This window comes from Cryobacterium sp. MDB1-18-1, from assembly GCF_004402735.1.
GTDB lineage: Bacteria > Actinomycetota > Actinomycetes > Actinomycetales > Microbacteriaceae > Cryobacterium > Cryobacterium glucosi.
In genome coordinates this window covers 49,144-65,044 of sequence record NZ_SOFR01000027.1, presented here as the reverse complement: position 1 = coordinate 65,044, position 15,901 = coordinate 49,144, and the positions used below count along the sequence as shown (strand labels likewise).

At 70.2% G+C, this 15,901-nt stretch carries 15 protein-coding genes and 1 pseudogene; 7 read left to right on the top strand and 9 right to left on the bottom strand.

Annotated elements, in window-relative coordinates:
- Together E3O50_RS07425 and pyrE are read right to left on the bottom strand one after the other, a co-directional pair.
- Positions 1–997 (bottom strand): annotated as a pseudogene (locus E3O50_RS07425) (hypothetical protein); the annotation flags it as partial.
- Complete coding sequence (pyrE, locus tag E3O50_RS07420; protein ID WP_134446203.1) at positions 997–1,545, bottom strand: orotate phosphoribosyltransferase; 549 nt, start codon at positions 1,543–1,545, stop codon at positions 997–999. The pseudogene E3O50_RS07425 and the gene pyrE, both read right to left, overlap by 1 nt.
- Between pyrE and E3O50_RS07415 the strand changes: the two genes are divergently transcribed.
- Positions 1,535–1,819, top strand: a complete 285-nt coding sequence (locus tag E3O50_RS07415; RefSeq protein WP_134560355.1) for a hypothetical protein — start codon at positions 1,535–1,537, stop codon at positions 1,817–1,819. The genes pyrE and E3O50_RS07415 overlap by 11 nt on opposite strands.
- A 59-nt stretch (positions 1,820–1,878) precedes the next feature.
- Positions 1,879–2,820 (top strand): LysR family transcriptional regulator, encoded by a 942-nt coding sequence (locus E3O50_RS07410; RefSeq protein WP_134560357.1) that lies wholly within the window; start codon positions 1,879–1,881, stop codon positions 2,818–2,820.
- A 115-nt stretch (positions 2,821–2,935) separates the two neighbouring features.
- Here the strand turns inward: E3O50_RS07410 and E3O50_RS07405 are convergent, their stop codons facing one another.
- From E3O50_RS07405 to E3O50_RS07390, 4 genes are read right to left on the bottom strand one after another with little or no spacing between them, the layout of a single operon-like run.
- Positions 2,936–4,246 carry an aspartate aminotransferase family protein gene (locus E3O50_RS07405; protein WP_134560359.1) on the bottom strand — a complete coding sequence of 437 codons (1,311 nt, stop codon included), beginning with the start codon at positions 4,244–4,246 and terminating at the stop codon, positions 2,936–2,938.
- Between the two features lie 37 nt (positions 4,247–4,283).
- Positions 4,284–5,300, bottom strand: a complete 1,017-nt coding sequence (locus E3O50_RS07400) for a TIGR03842 family LLM class F420-dependent oxidoreductase (RefSeq protein WP_134446199.1) — start codon at positions 5,298–5,300, stop codon at positions 4,284–4,286.
- A gap of 59 nt (positions 5,301–5,359) precedes the next feature.
- The gene (gene hydA, locus E3O50_RS07395) at positions 5,360–6,781 is read right to left on the bottom strand and encodes a dihydropyrimidinase (RefSeq protein ID WP_134560417.1); all 1,422 of its coding nucleotides are present in this window, start codon (positions 6,779–6,781) and stop codon (positions 5,360–5,362) included.
- 8 nt (positions 6,782–6,789) lie between these two features.
- The gene (locus E3O50_RS07390) at positions 6,790–7,701 is read right to left on the bottom strand and encodes a nitrilase-related carbon-nitrogen hydrolase (protein ID WP_134446198.1); all 912 of its coding nucleotides are present in this window, start codon (positions 7,699–7,701) and stop codon (positions 6,790–6,792) included.
- Positions 7,702–7,877: 176 nt separating this feature from the next.
- Between E3O50_RS07390 and E3O50_RS07385 the strand changes: the two genes are divergently transcribed.
- The 5 genes from E3O50_RS07385 (at position 7,878) to E3O50_RS19795 (ending at position 12,997) form a co-directional block, all read left to right on the top strand.
- Positions 7,878–8,930 carry a putative F420-0 ABC transporter substrate-binding protein gene (locus E3O50_RS07385; RefSeq protein ID WP_134446197.1) on the top strand — a complete coding sequence of 351 codons (1,053 nt, stop codon included), beginning with the start codon at positions 7,878–7,880 and terminating at the stop codon, positions 8,928–8,930.
- Positions 8,931–9,008: 78 nt separating this feature from the next.
- Positions 9,009–10,007 (top strand): putative F420-0 ABC transporter permease subunit, encoded by a 999-nt coding sequence (locus tag E3O50_RS07380; protein ID WP_134446373.1) that lies wholly within the window; start codon positions 9,009–9,011, stop codon positions 10,005–10,007.
- On the top strand, positions 9,998–10,798 hold the full coding sequence (locus tag E3O50_RS07375) for an ABC transporter ATP-binding protein (RefSeq protein WP_134560361.1): 801 nt from the start codon (positions 9,998–10,000) through the stop codon (positions 10,796–10,798). The genes E3O50_RS07380 and E3O50_RS07375 overlap by 10 nt, the downstream gene beginning before the upstream one ends.
- Before the next feature lie 76 nt (positions 10,799–10,874).
- Positions 10,875–11,876 (top strand): 2-phospho-L-lactate transferase, encoded by a 1,002-nt coding sequence (gene cofD, locus E3O50_RS07370; RefSeq protein ID WP_134560363.1) that lies wholly within the window; start codon positions 10,875–10,877, stop codon positions 11,874–11,876.
- A gap of 86 nt (positions 11,877–11,962) precedes the next feature.
- Positions 11,963–12,997, top strand: a complete 1,035-nt coding sequence (locus E3O50_RS19795) for a fructose PTS transporter subunit IIA (protein ID WP_134560365.1) — start codon at positions 11,963–11,965, stop codon at positions 12,995–12,997.
- Positions 12,998–13,218: 221 nt separating this feature from the next.
- Here E3O50_RS19795 and fgd read toward each other — a convergent pair whose 3' ends face one another.
- From fgd to cofE, 3 genes are read right to left on the bottom strand one after another with little or no spacing between them, the layout of a single operon-like run.
- Positions 13,219–14,241 (bottom strand): glucose-6-phosphate dehydrogenase (coenzyme-F420), encoded by a 1,023-nt coding sequence (gene fgd, locus E3O50_RS07360; protein WP_198413456.1) that lies wholly within the window; start codon positions 14,239–14,241, stop codon positions 13,219–13,221.
- 5 nt (positions 14,242–14,246) lie between these two features.
- Positions 14,247–14,960 carry a 2-phospho-L-lactate guanylyltransferase gene (gene cofC, locus E3O50_RS07355; protein WP_134560367.1) on the bottom strand — a complete coding sequence of 238 codons (714 nt, stop codon included), beginning with the start codon at positions 14,958–14,960 and terminating at the stop codon, positions 14,247–14,249.
- Complete coding sequence (gene cofE / locus E3O50_RS07350) at positions 14,957–15,856, bottom strand: coenzyme F420-0:L-glutamate ligase (protein WP_241975476.1); 900 nt, start codon at positions 15,854–15,856, stop codon at positions 14,957–14,959. Before cofE ends, cofC begins: the two co-directional genes overlap by 4 nt.
- Between the last annotated feature and the right edge of the window lie 45 nt (positions 15,857–15,901).

Genomic DNA, 15,901 nt, shown 5'->3' with positions numbered 1-15,901 from the left:
GGGCTGCGGCGGCACGAGCAGCAGCGGCAGCTGCACCGGCGGCGGCGGACGCACCGGCGGGCGGCGTGATGACGGGTGCCTGGGCGGCGGCGCGACGCCCGCGGAGCCGGAAGTGCGACGGCGCAGGCACCACGGGCAGGGGCTCGGGGATGGGCTCCGGCGCGGGCAGGTTGCGAGCCGGGTACAGGGTGCCGCGTCCGTCGGCGGTGGCGGCGCGATCCGCGGCGACCTCTTCGGGCGTGAGCACGAGCGGCGACCGCGCGGGTGTGGTCCACCAGGGTTCGAGCGGTGCGTCCGGCCGGATGCCCCGGTCGGCCCCCACGACCGGCGAGCCTTCGGTGGGGCCCGGGTTCGGAGTCGCGGCAGCGCCGCCGGTCGTCGCGAGTGGGCGAGCGGACGGATAGAAGATGTCGCCGGGGACGTAGCCGGCGGAAGCAGCAGAGCCTGCGGACGCGGAGGCTCCTGCCGCTGCCGGACCGGCAGGGACAGAACCGGAAGAGGGCTCGATACCCGCAGGAGACCCTGTCGTCGAGGCCGCAGGGGCCGGCGGGGTGATCGGGGCAGGAGTCAGGCCGGCCCGTGCGGGAAAGGACGTGGCGCCGGCAGCGCGCGGCCGGAACACGGCCGGCTCGACCACAGAAGGCTCGCCCACGGGTACCGGCGAGTGCACGGCGGGAGTCGGAGCGAGCGGCGGAGCAACCGGCGGCGCAACCGGGGCGGATGCCGCCGGCTTGACCACGGTCACGGCGGCGGTCGCCGTCGTCGGCTTGAGTCCCCACAGGAACGCGGGCGCCGGAGTTTCAGGATCCGATGTCGTACCGGCACCAGAGGCGTCGCCGGAACGGGAAACCCGGCCGGGGGCATCCGCTGGGGCACCCTTCGCCCGGCGCGGGCGACGCATCACGAAGTCGTCCGGCAGGGTCGGCTTGGTGCCGTCGCCGAGCTGGGAGGCGAGCCAGTCGATTCCTTCTTCGCCGCTCCCCGACTGGTCTGGCATTAGTTCAGCCCCAGGTCCTCAAGGCCGATGGCGGCGAAGTAGGGGTAGCCGGCCGCTTCGATGACTTCGCGGGCGCCGGTGTTGCGGTCGACGACGACCGCGACGCCGGCGATGATCGCGCCGACCTTGAGCAGGGCTTCGACGGCCGCGAGCGGGGATCCGCCGGTGGTCGAGGTGTCCTCGAGCACGATCACGCGCTTGCCGGCGAGGTCGGGGCCCTCGACCTGGCGGCCGCGGCCGTGGTCCTTGGGCTCCTTGCGCACGACGAACGCGTCGTAGGAGAGGCCGCGGGCGACACCCTGGTGCAGGATCGCCGCGGCTACGGGGTCTGCGCCCATCGTCATGCCGCCGACGGCGGTGACGTCGGGCACACCGGCGATGAGGTCGATCATGACCTGGCCGATCAGCGGGGCGACCCGGTGGTCGAGGCTCACCTTGCGGAGGTCGACGTAGTACGTCGCCTTCTTCCCGCTCGTGAGGGTGAAGTCACCGTGGAACACGGCCTCAGCCGAGATGTAGTCAATGAGCTGCTGCCGAATGTCCGTCACGGATCAACTGTATGCCATTCGGGATTGGCGACGCCTGCCCCGGCCCGGGGGACGGGGAGGCGTCACGCAGGGGTCAGAAGCCGCGAACGAACGTGCGCTGTTCGGGCATGTGACGGTAGCCGTCATTCTGCACATCGACAACAACGCCAACGATGGACGCGACAACGATCAGGGAGAGCACGGCAATGAGAACGAACACGAGGGGGCCTTTCAACCAGGGGTGGATGTCGGTGATACGGAGGCACTGCTGCACGTGTTCGACGTATTTATTTGACCACCTCTAACCATGCAGCACAATCGCATTGTCCTGTACTCATTGTGTAGCGTAGCTACATGGACATTCAGCGGCTCGAACTGCTCAGGGAACTGGCCGAACGCGGCTCGATCACCGAGGTCGCGCGGGCGACGCATCGCACGGCATCCGCCGTCTCCCAGCAACTCAAAGTGCTCGAGCGCGAGGCCGGGGTGCGCCTCACCGAGCGCCGCGGGAGGGGCATCGTTCTGACGGATGCCGGGCGCGCGCTCGCCCGCAGCGCCACCGATGTGTCGGTCGCGATCGCCCGCGCCACCGCCGTCTGGCACGAGTTCCGGAACGACGCCTCCGGAGGGGTCAGCGTGGTCACCTTCCCGACCGCCGGCGAGATGCTCCTGCCCGGGGCCATGCTGCAACTCGCCGACCGGCCCGGCCTCGTGGTCACGTGTACCGACCTCGACCCGGAGCTCCGGGACTTCCCTGCGCTCACGGCCGACTACGACATCGTGCTCGCGTACAGCCTGAGCGGCCAGCGATCCTGGGGCGGGCGCGGCCTGACGGTCGTTCCGCTCATGACGGAGCCGATCGACGTCGGGCTGCCCGCCGATCACCGGCTCGCCGGCCGCTCCTGGCTCGCCCCCGCTGACGTGATCGACGAGACCTGGATCGGGGTGCCGGACGGGTATCCCTTCGAGCGGATCCTGGACGAGATCGAGGAGCGCACCCCCGGCCACGTCACTGTCGCCCAGCGATTCGCCGACATGAGGCTCATCGAGGCATTCGTGACGGCAGGCCTCGGGATCGCCCTCGTGCCGCGCTACACGTGGGGAGGCGGCCAACCGGGGCGGGTGACGCTCAAGCCGTTGCGCGGGGTGGACGCCGAGCGGCAGATCGTTGCGCTGATGCGCCCGGACCGCGCCGAGCGCCTCGCCGTACGCACGGTCGTCGACGTGCTCCGCACCCAGGCCGCCAGCGTCCAGCAGGCCCACGCCCCCGCATCAGCCCCCACTCCCTCTCCCTGAGAAGCCGCGCCCACCCCTCACGCGAGAGTACGAAATGTGCCCGTATTCGCGCCATTTAGGGGCACATTTCGTACTCTCGCGGAAGAGCGGACGCGAGCAAGCGGGAGGGGAGGGGCTAGGGGAGGGAGAGGACCTCGTCGTAGATCGCCAAGGCTTCGGCTGCCTCGGCGTCGGTCACGACGCACGGGGGTACCACGTGGATGCGGTTCTCGGCGATGAAGGGCAGCAGTCCGCGGGCGAGCAGCCCGGCCTTGATCTTCGCCATCACCCCGGCTCCCACCGGTTCCCTGGTCGCGCGGTCCGCGACCAGTTCGAGCGCCCAGAACACGCCGACGCCGCGCACCTCACCGATGATCGGGTGTCGCTCCGCAAGCTCCGCGAGCCCCGGCGCGAGCACGTCCCTCCCGATCCTGGCCGCGTTGTCGACGATCCCCTCCGCCTCCATCGCGTCGAGCGTCGCCACGATCGCGGCCATGGCGAGCGGATGCCCGCTGTAGGTGAGCCCGCCGGGGAACAGGGTCGTGTCGAAGTCGTTCGCGATCGAATCCGGGATGATCACCCCGCCCGCGGGCACGTACCCCGAGTTGACGCCCTTCGCGAAGGTGATCAGGTCGGGCACCACGTCGTAGAGATCGAGGGCGAGCCAGCTGCCGGTGCGGCCGAAGCCCGCCATCACCTCGTCGAGGATCAGCAGGATGCCGTAGCGGTCGCACAGGGCGCGCACCCCCGGCAGGTATCCGGGCGGCGGGAGCAGCACGCCCGCGGTGCCCGGGATCGTCTCGAGCAGCACGGCGGCGATCCCGCTCGGCCCCTCGCTCTGGATCACGCGCTCGAGGTGCCGCAGGGCGCGCTCGCACTCCTGCTCCGGGGTCGTGGCCCAGAAGTCGCTGCGGTAGAGGTACGGGCCGAAGAAGTGCGCGTGCCCGCGCGCGAACTCGTTCGGTACCCGGCGCCAGTCCCCCGTCGCGACGATCGCGGCCCCGGTGTTGCCGTGGTACGAGCGATAGGTCGAGAGGATCTTGTCGCGACCGGTGTGCAACCGGGCCAGCCGGATCGCGTTCTCATTCGCATCCGCCCCGCCGTTGGTGAAGAACACCTTGTGGAAGCCTTCGGGCGCGCGGGCGACGATGCGGCTCGCGGCCTGGCCGCGGGTGAGGTTGGCCGTCGCGGGCGCGACCGTGGCGAGCAGGCCGGCCTGTTCGACGATCGCGCGCACGACGGCCGGATGCTGGTGGCCGATGTTGAGGTTGACCAGCTGGCTGGAGAAGTCGAGAAACGTGGTGCCGGAGTGGTCCCAGACCCGGGTTCCGAGCCCGCCGGCGAGGACGAACGGGGTGCGTCCGCCGCCCTGGGCCGACCAGGAATGGAACACGTGGGCGAGGTCGAGGTCGACGGTGAGTTCGTCGAGCCGATCGGTATCAGTCACAGCGGTTCTCCTTGTTCTCGCACCCGGGCTGCCATTCTCAGATCTTCGCGGCGGGCGCTGTGTTGAGCGCCGGGATGATGCTCTCACCGTACACACGCAGGGTCTCTTCCTTGTTGTCGTGTTGCAGGTACCCGGCGAACTGGTCGACACCCAGCTCGCGGAGTGCCTCGAGCTTCCTGATGTGATCCGCCTTGGTGCCGAGCACGCAGAACCGGTCGACGATCTCGTCGGGGACGAAGTCGGCGTGGGTGTTGCCCGCGCGGCCGTGCTGGTTGTAGTCGTAGCCCTCGCGCCCGGCGATGTAGTCGGTGAGGGCGCGCGGCACCGCGGAGTCGGCGCCGTACTTGGCGACGATGTCTGCGACGTGGTTGCCGACCATGCCGCCGAACCAGCGGCACTGGTTGCGCATGTGCTCCCAGTCCTCTCCGATGTACATCGGGGCGGCGACGCAGAATTTCACGGATGCCGGGTCCCGGCCTGCCGCTGCCGCCGCCTTCCGCACCGTGCTGATCATCCACTCGGCAACGTCGAGGTCGGCCATCTGCAGGATGAATCCGTCCCCGACCTCTCCCGTGAGCTTGAGCGCGAGCGGCCCGTACGCGGCGACCCACACCTCGAGGGAGCTGCCGAAGCTCCACGGAAAGCGGAGGGTGGCGCCGTTGTACTCGACGGCGCGGGAATTGCCGAGCTCGCGGATGACGTGGATCGCCTCCCGCAGGGTCTTGAGCGTCGCGGGGGCGCCGTTCGTGACGCGCACGGCGGAGTCGCCGCGCCCGATGCCGCAGATCGTGCGGTTGCCGTACATCTCGTTGAGGGTCGCGAAGGTCGATGCGGTGACGGTCCAGTCGCGGGTGGACGGGTTCGTGACCATCGGCCCGACCATGATCTTGCGGGTCTCGGCGAGGATGCGGCTGTGGATCACGTACGGTTCCTGCCAGAGCAGGTGCGAGTCGAAGGTCCAGACGTGGCTGAAGCCGTAGGCCTCTGCGAGCTGCGCGAGCTGCACGACCCTGGCCGATGGCGGGTTGGTCTGCAGCACTGCTCCGAAGTCCATGGGGTTCCCTGCGCTCTGTCGGTGGTGGGCGGTGGGTGGCGGATGCCTGGCCGGCGCGCCTAGATCAGGTACTGGCTCAGGCCGCGCGGCAGGTACCGCCCGTCGCCCTTCGCCCCGAGGTAGCTGTTGCCGTCGACGATGACCTTGCCCCGGCTGAGCACCGTGTCGACGTGCCCGTCGATCTCGTACGCTTCCCAGGCGGAGTGGTCCATGTTCATGTGGTGGGTCTTGCCCAGCCCGATCGAGGTGTGCCCGGCCGGGTCGTAGAGGACCACGTCGGCATCCGCCCCCGGCTGGATCACGCCCTTGGTGCCGTAGAGGCCGAACATCCGCGCCGGGGTCGTCGAGGTCAGCTCGACCCAGCGTTCGAGGGTGATCCGCCCCTCGACGACGCCCTGGTAGAGCAGGTCGAGGCGGTGCTCGACCGAGCCGATCCCGTTCGGGATCTTCGAGAAGTCGCCGAGGCCGAGGTCTTTCTGGCCCTTCATGCAGAACGGGCAGTGGTCGGTCGAGACGAGCTGCAGTTCGTTGGTTCGGAGGCTCTGCCAGAGCTCCTCCTGGTGCCCCTCCGCGCGGCTGCGCAGCGGCGTGGAGCACACCCACTTCGCGCCCTCGAAGCCCGGGGCGCCGAGGTTCTCCTCGAGGGAGAGGTAGAGGTATTGCGGGCAGGTCTCCCCGAAAACGTTCTTGCCGCGGGAGCGGGCCGCCGCGAGCTGCGCGACGGCCTGCTTCGCGCTGACGTGCACGACGTACAGTGGCGCCCCGGTCAGGTCGGCGAGCATGATCGCCCGGTGGGTGGCCTCCTCCTCGAGCTGCCAGGCCCGCGCGATGCCGTGATAGTACGGGTCGGTCTTGCCCTCTGCGAGGAGTTGACCGACGAGCACGTCGATCGCCGGCCCGTTCTCGGCGTGCATCATCGTCATGAGCCCGGTCTCCGCCGACTTCTGCATCGCCCGGAGGATCTGCGCGTCGTCGGAGTAGAAGACGCCCGGGTAGGCCATGAAGAGCTTGAAGCTCGACACGCCCTCGGCGAGCAGCCCGTCCATGGCCTGCAGCGAGTCCGTGTTGAGGTCGCCGATGATCTGGTGGAAGCCGTAGTCGATGGCGCAGTTCCCCGCCGCCTTGTCGTGCCAGGTCGCGAGGCCGTCGAAGACACGCTGCCCGTAGCTCTGCACGGCGAAGTCGATGATCGTCGTCGTGCCGCCCCACGCGGCCGCGCGGGTGCCGGTCTCGAAGGTGTCTGAGGCCGCGGTGCCGCCGAACGGCAGCTCCATGTGGGTGTGCGCGTCGATGCCGCCGGGGATCACGTACTTCCCGGTCGCGTCGATCACCGTGTCGGCGGATGCCGCGACGTCGAACCCGAAAATGGCGGAGCCGGGGGCGAGCACCGCGACGATCTTCTCGCCGTCGATGAGGACATCCGCTTCTGAACGGCCGGTCGAGCTGACCACAGTGCCGCCCCGGATCAGGGTGCGCCCCACCCGGGCGCTCATGCGCGGGCGATCGGGTCGTAGGAGTCCGGCCTGCGGTCGCGGTAGAACTGCCAGGAGTTGCGCGTCTCGCGGATGAGGCCCAGGTCGAGGTCGCGGATCACGATCTCGTCGGTGTCGGTCGAGGCGATGGCGCCGACGTAGTTGCCGCGCGGGTCGACGAAGTAGGAGCTGCCGTAGAAGGTGACGGCCTCGTCGCCGAATTCCTCGGTTTCGGTGCCGATCCGGTTGTTGGCGCCGATGAAGTACTGGTTGGCGACCGCCGCGGCCGGCTGTTCGAGTTCCCAGAGCCGGTTGGACAGGCCGGGCTTGGTGGCCGAGGGGTTGAAGACGATCTCGGCGCCGTTCAGGCCGAGGATGCGCCAGCCCTCCGGGAAGTGCCGGTCGTAGCAGATGTAGACGCCGATCTTGCCGACCGCGGTGTCGAAGACCGGGTAGTCGAGGTTGCCGGGACGGAAGTAGAACTTCTCCCAGAACTGCGGGAGGTGCGGGATGTGGTGCTTGCGGTACTTGCCGAGGTAGCTCCCGTCGGCGTCGATCACGGCGGCGGTGTTGTAGAGCACGCCTGCCTGCTCCTCCTCGTAGACCGGAAGCACGATCACGATGTGGTGCTCTGCGGCGAGCGCCTGGAACCGTTCGACGAGGGGGCCCGGAACGCTCGTCGCGTAGCCGTAGTACTGGGGGTCCTGGATGATGCCGAAGTAGGGGCCGTGGAAGAGCTCCTGGAAGCAGATCACCTGCGCTCCCTGCGCGGCCGCCGAGCGCACGAATCCCTCGTGCTTGGCGATCATCGACGCTTCGTCGCCGGTCCAGGTGGCCTGGGTGATCGCGGCTCTCACGATGTTCCCGCCCTTGCCGGCCGCATCCGCGCGGATCTTCGCGCTGGCCGGGGTATTGGATCCGTCGGACATGTCTGCCTCCACCAAGTCACTACTGCGAGATAACTGAAACGTCCGCCGAAACGTCCGGCGTGCTGAGTGCGTGTGGATCATCCTGTCGCCCAACGGGCCGGGAGGCAAGCACTCAGCGAAACCGTTATCCGGCGCTGGTACCATTCAGAAAGTCCCGCCCGGCCACCGAAGGTCTCATGACACGTCTCCCGTTCTTCCGCGGGCCCCGCGCTTCTCGCGCCTGGCCGGCGCTCATTGCTGCCACGGCGCTCACCGCCCTCCTCGGAGGCTGCGCGACCACGAGCCCGATTCCCGCAGGCCCCGCCCCGGATGCGGTCACGGCCAGCCCCACCCCGACGTCGAAGCCGGCCTACCCGCTCACGATCGAGAACTGCGGCACGACGGTCACGGTCACGAAGGCCCCGAGCCGGATCGTGTCGATCAAGTCCTCGGCCACGGAACTTCTCCTCGCGCTCGGCCTCGGCGACAAGATCGTCGGCACCGCGTTCCTCGACGGTCCGCTCCCGCAGGCGCTCAGCTCGATCGGCACCAACCTCAAGGTCGTCAGCGACTTCCTGCCCAGCCAGGAGGCCGTGCTCGCCCTGAACCCTGATTTCGTCTTCGGCGGGTGGGAGTCCAACTTCGCCGCTGACGGCGTCGGCACCCGCGACACCCTCGCCGCGGTCGGCATCGGCAGCTATGTCGCGCCGTCGGCCTGCAAGGGCGCCGACCAGCCCAATCCGCTCACCTTCGACACCGTCTTCGGGGAGATCACCCAGGCCGGCGCCGTTTTCGGGGCCCCCGAGGCAGCCGCACGGCTCGTCGCCACCCAGCGCAAGGAGCTCACGACGCTCTCCCCCGCGACGACGAAGACCTCTGCGCTCTGGTATTCGAGCGGCGTCGACAGCCCGTACGTCGGTGCCGGGATCGGTGCGCCGCAGATGATCATGGATGCCGCCGGACTCACGAACGTCTTCGCGAGCGTGAAGGACACCTGGACCTCCGTCGGCTGGGAATCCGTCGTCGCTGCCGATCCGAGCGTGATCGTGCTCGTCGACGCGACCTGGAACACGGCAGAGTCGAAGATCAAGACCCTCGAGACCAACCCCGCGACGAAGAACCTCACCGCGGTGAAGAACAAGCGGTACATCACCCTCCCGTTCGCTTCGACGGAGGCCGGCATCCGCAACGTCGAGGCCGCGGCAACGACGATCGACCAGCTGGCCGACCTCAACTCGCTGAGCAAGTAGTCGGTGACTGCGGGCACGGACTCCGTGGCGGGACGGACCCGGCCGGCCGCATCCGCTCGCCGGAACGGCCGCTTCGGGCTGTGGCTCGCGCTCGCCCTGGCCGCGCTTGTGCTCGTCTCCGCGCTGGCCGTGACGATCGGGCCCGCTCCGGTGAACCTGGCGGATGTCGCAGGCAGCCTCGCGGCGCACCTCGGCTTCCCGCACTCCGGCACGGTGCCCGTCCTCACTGACGCGATCGTCTGGCAGCTGCGGCTCCCCCGGGTGCTGACCGCGGCGTTCGTCGGTGCGGGCCTCGCCCTGAGCGGCGCGGTCATGCAGAGCGTGACCCGCAACCCGCTCGCCGACCCGTACCTTCTCGGGCTGTCCTCAGGGGCGTCGCTCGGCGCGGTCTGCGTCGTGATTCTCGGCGTCGGGGTCGCACTCCCGCTCGCCGCCTTCGCCGGCGCACTCGCCGCGCTCATCGCGACGCTCTCCATTGCCAGGGTCGGCGGAACGATCACGCCCGGCCGGGCCGTGCTCGCCGGCCTCGCGATCGCCCAGCTCGGCGCGGCGGGCACCTCCTTCGTGATCTTCTGGTCGGCCAAGGGCGACTCCTACCGGGAGATCCTGAACTGGCTGCTCGGCTCCCTCGCCGGCAGTTCCTGGGCCACGGTCCTCATCGCCGGGAGCGCGCTCCTCCTCGCCGGCACCGGGCTCGTGCTCGCCGCGAGCCGGCTGGACGCCTTCGCCTTCGGCGACACCGCCGCGGCCTCGCTCGGAGTCGACGTCAACCGCACCCGGTGGGCGCTCCTCGGCACGGTGGCACTGCTGACCGGGGCGATGGTCGCCGTGAGCGGTGCGATCGGGTTCGTCGGGCTGATCCTCCCGCACCTCGTGCGCGGGCTCAGCGGGCCGGGGCACCGCAGGCTGCTGCCGCTCGTCGCGGTATATGGCGCGGTGTTCCTCGTGATCGCGGACACCCTCGCCCGAACGGTCTTCGACCCGCGCGAGCTGCCGGTGGGCATCATCACCGCCCTGATCGGGGTTCCGGTGTTCATCGCGCTGATCAAGAGCCGGAAGTCCGTTTCATGGGTGTAGTCATCGAGCGGGTGTCGTTCCGCGTCGGCGGGCGCACGATCCTGGACGACGTCTCCGCGATCATTCCGACCGGCTCGGTGACGGGCCTGCTCGGCCCGAACGGCGCGGGAAAGTCCACACTGCTGCGCCTCATCGCGGGCCTGCACACCCCGACGAGCGGGCGGATCACCCTCGACGACGCACCCCTGGCGACCCTCGGCCGACGCGAAACCGCCCGCCGGATCGCCCTCCTCGAGCAGAACGCGAGCCCCACGATCGACCTGCTCGTGCGCGAGGTCGTCCTCCTCGGTCGTATTCCGTACCGCTCCGGAATCTTCGGCGGCTTCGACGGCGCCGAGGACCTGCGCATTGTCGCCGAATCGCTCGCCCAGGTCGGCGGCACCGACCTCGCCGACCGAAGCTGGGGCACCCTGAGCGGCGGCGAGCAGCAGCGGGTGCAGATCGCCCGCGCGCTCGCCCAGCGGCCGAACCTGCTCCTGCTCGACGAGCCGACCAACCACCTCGACATCGGCGGCCAGCTCGGTCTGCTCGCCCAGGTGCGGGACCTCGGCCTCACCGCCGTCCTCGCCCTGCACGACCTCAACCTCGCCGCCGCATACTGCGACCAGATCCTGTTGCTCGCCGACGGCCGCCTGGCAGCCGCAGGCACACCCGCCGATGTCCTGGTCCCAAGAGTCATCGCCAAGGTCTACGGCGTCGACAGTTTCGTCGTCCCGCACCCCCGCGGCGGGCATCCGTCCCTGCTCTTCGCCCCCTCACCCCCCACCCCGCCCGTTCGCGAAAGCGGGTGAATCGTCGTTATGACCCATCGAAAACGACGATTCACCCGCTTTCGCGGCAGCAGGACGACAGCAGGAGGATAGGGACATGACGAAGATCACGGTACTGGCGGGCGGGATCGGCGGGGCCCGGTTCACGCGGGGGCTGCTGCACTACCTCGCGGCGAGCGACCCCTCCGCGCGGGTGACGGTCATCGTCAACACCGGCGACGACATGTGGCTCGATGGCCTGCGGATCTGCCCCGACCTCGACACGGTGATGTACACCCTCGGCGGCGGCATCAACGAGGAGCAGGGCTGGGGCCGCCCGGACGAGTCCCGCCGCACCTCGGCCGAGATCGCGGCGTACGGGCGCGGCTGGTCGTGGTTCACGCTCGGCGACCTCGACCTCGCGACCCACATCGTGCGCAGCGACCTGCTGCGCTCCGGCTCCACCCTGAGCGAGGCGACCGCGTTCCTCTGCGAGCGCTGGCAGCCAGGAGCCCGCCTCCTGCCGATGAGCGACCAGCCAGTCGAGACCCATGCGCGCCTCGCAGCGGATGCCGACGAGCACCGCGCCGGGGACCTGATCCATTTCGAAGAATGGTGGGTCCGGTATCGGGCGAGCGTGCCGGTCAGCCAGTTCGTGCAGCGCGGGCTCGACACGGCGGAGGCCGCCCCCGGCGTGCTCGAGGCAATCCTGGAGGCGGACCTCGTGATCCTGCCGCCGTCGAACCCCGTGGTCTCGATCGGCACAATCCTTGCGATCCCGGGCATCCGTGACGCCCTGCGATCCACGCCCGCCCGCGTCGTCGGCGTCTCGCCGATCATCGCGGGAGCCGCCGTCCGCGGCATGGCCGACGCGTGCCTCCAGACCATCGGCGTCGCCACGACCGCTGCGGCCGTCGGCCTGCACTACGGCGCCCGGTCCACCGGCGGCATCCTCGACGGCTGGCTCGTCGACGAAACGGATGCCGCGGCGCTGCCCGCTCTCGCGGCCGCCGGCATCCGCTCACTCGCGGTGCCGCTCTGGATGCACGACCTGGACACGACGGCGGAAATTGCGGCAACATTGTTCCGGATCGCATCGCCTGCGCGGGGGATACACTAAGTCAGGCTAATTATTCTTCAAGCTAACTAATTTGCCCCCGGTTCAGCGCTCGATTCCGGTCGGCCTACCGGAAGGACCCTACTGTCATGCCCGCACATCTCGACTCCGCGTTGCACGGCGGCTCGATCACCGCCGTCGTCGGAGCTGTCCCCGGCATGCCGGCATACGTCCCCGCGCTCATCGTCGGCGCCATCATCGTCGCGGCCGCCGTCGCGATCGTTCTGATCGTCGTGCGGCACCGCGCAGCGCGCCGCAGCGCAGCCAGCGCCTCCACTGGGTCCGGCTCGACCAACACGGCCAGCGCGTCCGGTGCGGCCTCGGATGCCACGGGCACCCCGGGCCACCCGGCCAGCGCGGCCCCGACCACCATCGGGAACGCCCCGGGCAGCACCCAGACGACCGCACCCGGCTCCGATGCCGCCCACGCTCCCGCTTCGGCCGGAACGCCGGGCGCATCCGCTCTCGCCTCGGCCGCCGTATCCGCCCCGGCGCCGTCCCTGGTGCACCCGAGACATGAGCCCGTCGTCATCAGCACGCCGCACCCCAAGCGAAAACTCGCCACGATGACGATGCCGCTCACCACGGCGATCCCGATCGTGCCGACCACCTCAACCGGCTCGGTGTCGACCGGCAAGAAGACCGTGCTCGACTACATCGACGAGCGCACCATCGTGCTCGACGTCGAGGAGACCGACCGGGACCGGATGATCCGCACCCTCGCCGGCATGATGAGCACGACCGGGCGGATCACCGACGTGGGGCTCGTCGCCCAGGCCGCGTTCCGCCGCGAGACCCACGGCACCACCAGCATGGGCAACGGCATCGCGATCGCGCACGCCAAGTGCGACTCCGTCGTCGCCCCGGTGCTCGCTTTCGCGCGCAGCAAGCACGGCATCGACTGGAACTCAGCGGACGGCGAGAAGGCGACCCTGATCTTCATGATCGCCGTGCCCAAGGCCTCGGCAGGAACCGAACACCTCCGGGTGCTGTCCCAGCTCTCGCGCTGCCTCGCGAAGCCGGCGTTCCGCGCCGCGATCCAGTCCGCGCAGACCCCGGCCGCCGTGCTCGAGGCCCTCGCGATCAGCGCCAACCTCAAGAAGCCCGAGCAACCCCAGCCCTAGCCCGATCCGGCCGTCATCCCAGCTCCAGCTCCAGCTCCAGCTCCAGCTCCAGCTCCAGCTCCAGCTCCAGCGATCGTCAGTCTTCCGAATTCAGGAGTTGCGGCCGCCAGACTGCAGCACTTCCCGGAGCAGTGCGGCGAGGGCGGGCACCGCGGGCGCAACTCCTGAATTCGGCACGCCCACTGTCGAAGGTGACGCTCGGTCGTGTCTGCACGCGCGGCTCAGGCGCGGGCGCGGATGCGGGGGGCCAGATCGCGCTCGAAGGCCGTCAGGAACCGCTCCTGGTCGTGGCCGGGCGCGTGGAAGACCAGGTGGTTGAAGCCGGCATCGATGTACTCGCCGATCGCCGCGACCGTCTCGTCGGGGTCAGAGCCCACGATCCAGCGCTTGGCGACCTGCTCGATCGGCAGGGCATCCGCGGCCGCCTCCATCTCCGACGGGTCGGTGATGTCGTGCTTCTGCTCGGGCGTGAGCGACAACGGGGCCCAGAACCGGGTGTTCTCGAGCGCGAGCGCCGGGTCGGTGTCGTAGGAGAGCTTGATCTCGATCATCCGGTCGATCGTGGCCGCATCCCGCCCGGCCTTCTCCGCGCCGGCCGCGACAGCCGGTAACAGCTTCTCGGTGTAGAGCTCCATGCCCTTGCCCGAGGTGCAGATGAAGCCGTCCCCCGACCGGCCCGCATAGCCCGCCACGAGGGGTCCGCCCGCGGCGATGTACACCGGGATGCCTCCCTCGGGTCGGTCATAGATGCTCGCGTCATGGGTGCTGTAGTACTCGCCCTCGAAGCTCACCTTGTCCTCCGACCAGAGCGCGCGCATCAGCGCGATCGACTCGCGCAGCCGGGCGTAGCGTTCCTTGAACTCGGGCCAGTCCTGGGCGCCTGCGCCGCGGAACCCGGTCGCGATCTCGTTGAGGGCCTCTCCCGTCCCGACACCGAGCATGATCCTGCCCGGGTAGAGGCAGCCGAGCGTCGCGAAGGCCTGGGCGATCACGGCGGGGTTGTACCGGAAGGTCGGCGTCATCACCGAGGTGCCGATCTGCACCCGTGTCGTGCGCTCCCCGACGGCCGCCATCCAGGCCAGAGAGAACGGGGCGTGGCCGCCGGTGTGCCGCCAGGGCTGGAAGTGGTCACTCACCGCGACCGATTCGAAACCGTGCCGCTCGGCGGCGACGGCGATCTCGACCAGCTCACGCGGGGCGAACTGCTCGGCGGAGGCCTTGTATCCGAGTTTCAGAGGAAGCATGATGCTCATTTCTCGAGGGGGCGATCGGGGGACGGAACCAGGGCTGCGGGCGGTGGGACGGGCGAGTCCTGCTGGGCCGAGTCCTGCGGGGCGGCGGATGCTGCGGTGAGCAGGGCGGACGTGTACGGTCCGGCACCCAGTCGTTCGACCAGGGCCAGGTCGGCCGGGGTGTCGACGTCGCGGCGGATTCCGGACCCGGCCGGCAGCGTGAGCGGAACGTGCCCGGCCGCCTCGTGCGCCGCGCGTGAGCCGGAGCCGAAACGCGGGCTGATCGGCACCCCGGCGAGCGCGAGCAGGGTCGTGGTGCCGGTCCGGTCGGCATCCGGCACCATCGACCGCTCGTGGTGGGCGGCAAGCGCGAGCGTCCGTTCGACGTCATCCGCGGTGAGGGCAGGCAGGTCTCCGGTGATGACGGCGCGGTGCGCAGCGGGGAACTCCGCAGCGGCCGCGGCCAGTCCCACGTCGATCGCGGCGTTGAGCGGGTCGACCGGGTCCCGAACCTCGGCGACGATGTGCGCGCCCAGGCGGGCGAGTCGCGCGCCGAGGACGGTGTCCCCGGTCACGACGAAGACGGCAAGGACCGGGGCGGCTGCGGCGAGGGCAGCAACGGTGTCGAGGGCGAACGCGTCGGCGAGCTCGGCACGGTCCGGGCCGGCGCCGCCGAGGCGTGTCTTCGCGCCAGGGTTTCCCTTGACCGGAACCACGACCACCCAGCTCACGGCAGGTCGGCTTCCGCGGCGGTGAGTCCGGCGGCCAGTCCGGCCGCGTAGCCCCTGGTGTAGCCGAGGGCCTCGGCCTCCGCGCTGCCGAGCCGGAACATGTCGGTCTCGCTCGGGCGCAGCAGAATAGCCGCCCCGCGATCGACAACACCCGATCTGGCGGTGACGGGGTCAGCGGCCGGGAGCGGCAGGACCAGCCGGCCGAGCCCCCGGATCACGGCGACCGGGTTGCCGCTCGCCTTGCCCTTGACGAGGTCGGCGGCGCCGGCGATCTCGTCGCCGACGGCGGGCGCGGTGACGTTGAGGAGTTTGCCGGCGGCATCCGTCGTGCCGCGCAGGTCGTCGAGCACGGCGACGCCGGCCGCGCCGATCGCGATGTCGGTCTGGCCCTCGCGCCAGGGGCGCCCAGCGGTGTCGGTGATGATGACACCGAGGCGGAGCCCGGTGCGTGCCCGCACCGCGGCGCAGAGGGCGCGGGCGGAGGCATCCGGATCGGCCGGAAGGAGCAGCACGAAGCCCTCGGGGGTGTTGCTCGCGTCGACGCCGGCCGCGGCCATCACGAGGCCCTGCCGGTTCTCGACGATGCGGGTCACGCCACCCGGGTACGCGCGGGTCGCGACGACACGCACGGTCTCCTCGGTGATCGCCTGCTCGCGGTCGGCCGCCGCGCGCAGGCGGCCCTCGGCCTTGGAGACGATCTTGCTCGTGACCGCGAGGATGTCGCCGTCACTCAGCAGGGTGCCCCCAGCGACTCCGGCGGCCGCGACTTCTGCAGCGGCGAGGATCAGCCCGGCGAGGTCGGCGCCCGCCGCGACCTCGGGAATCCCCTCGAGGGCGAAAACGCTCAGTTCGCCGCGCACCGGTCCCGCTTTCCGCTCATCCTTCGATCCTGTCACGTCCCGTAACCGCCCGGAGGTCCCGGCTCTTCCCGACTCGTCGCA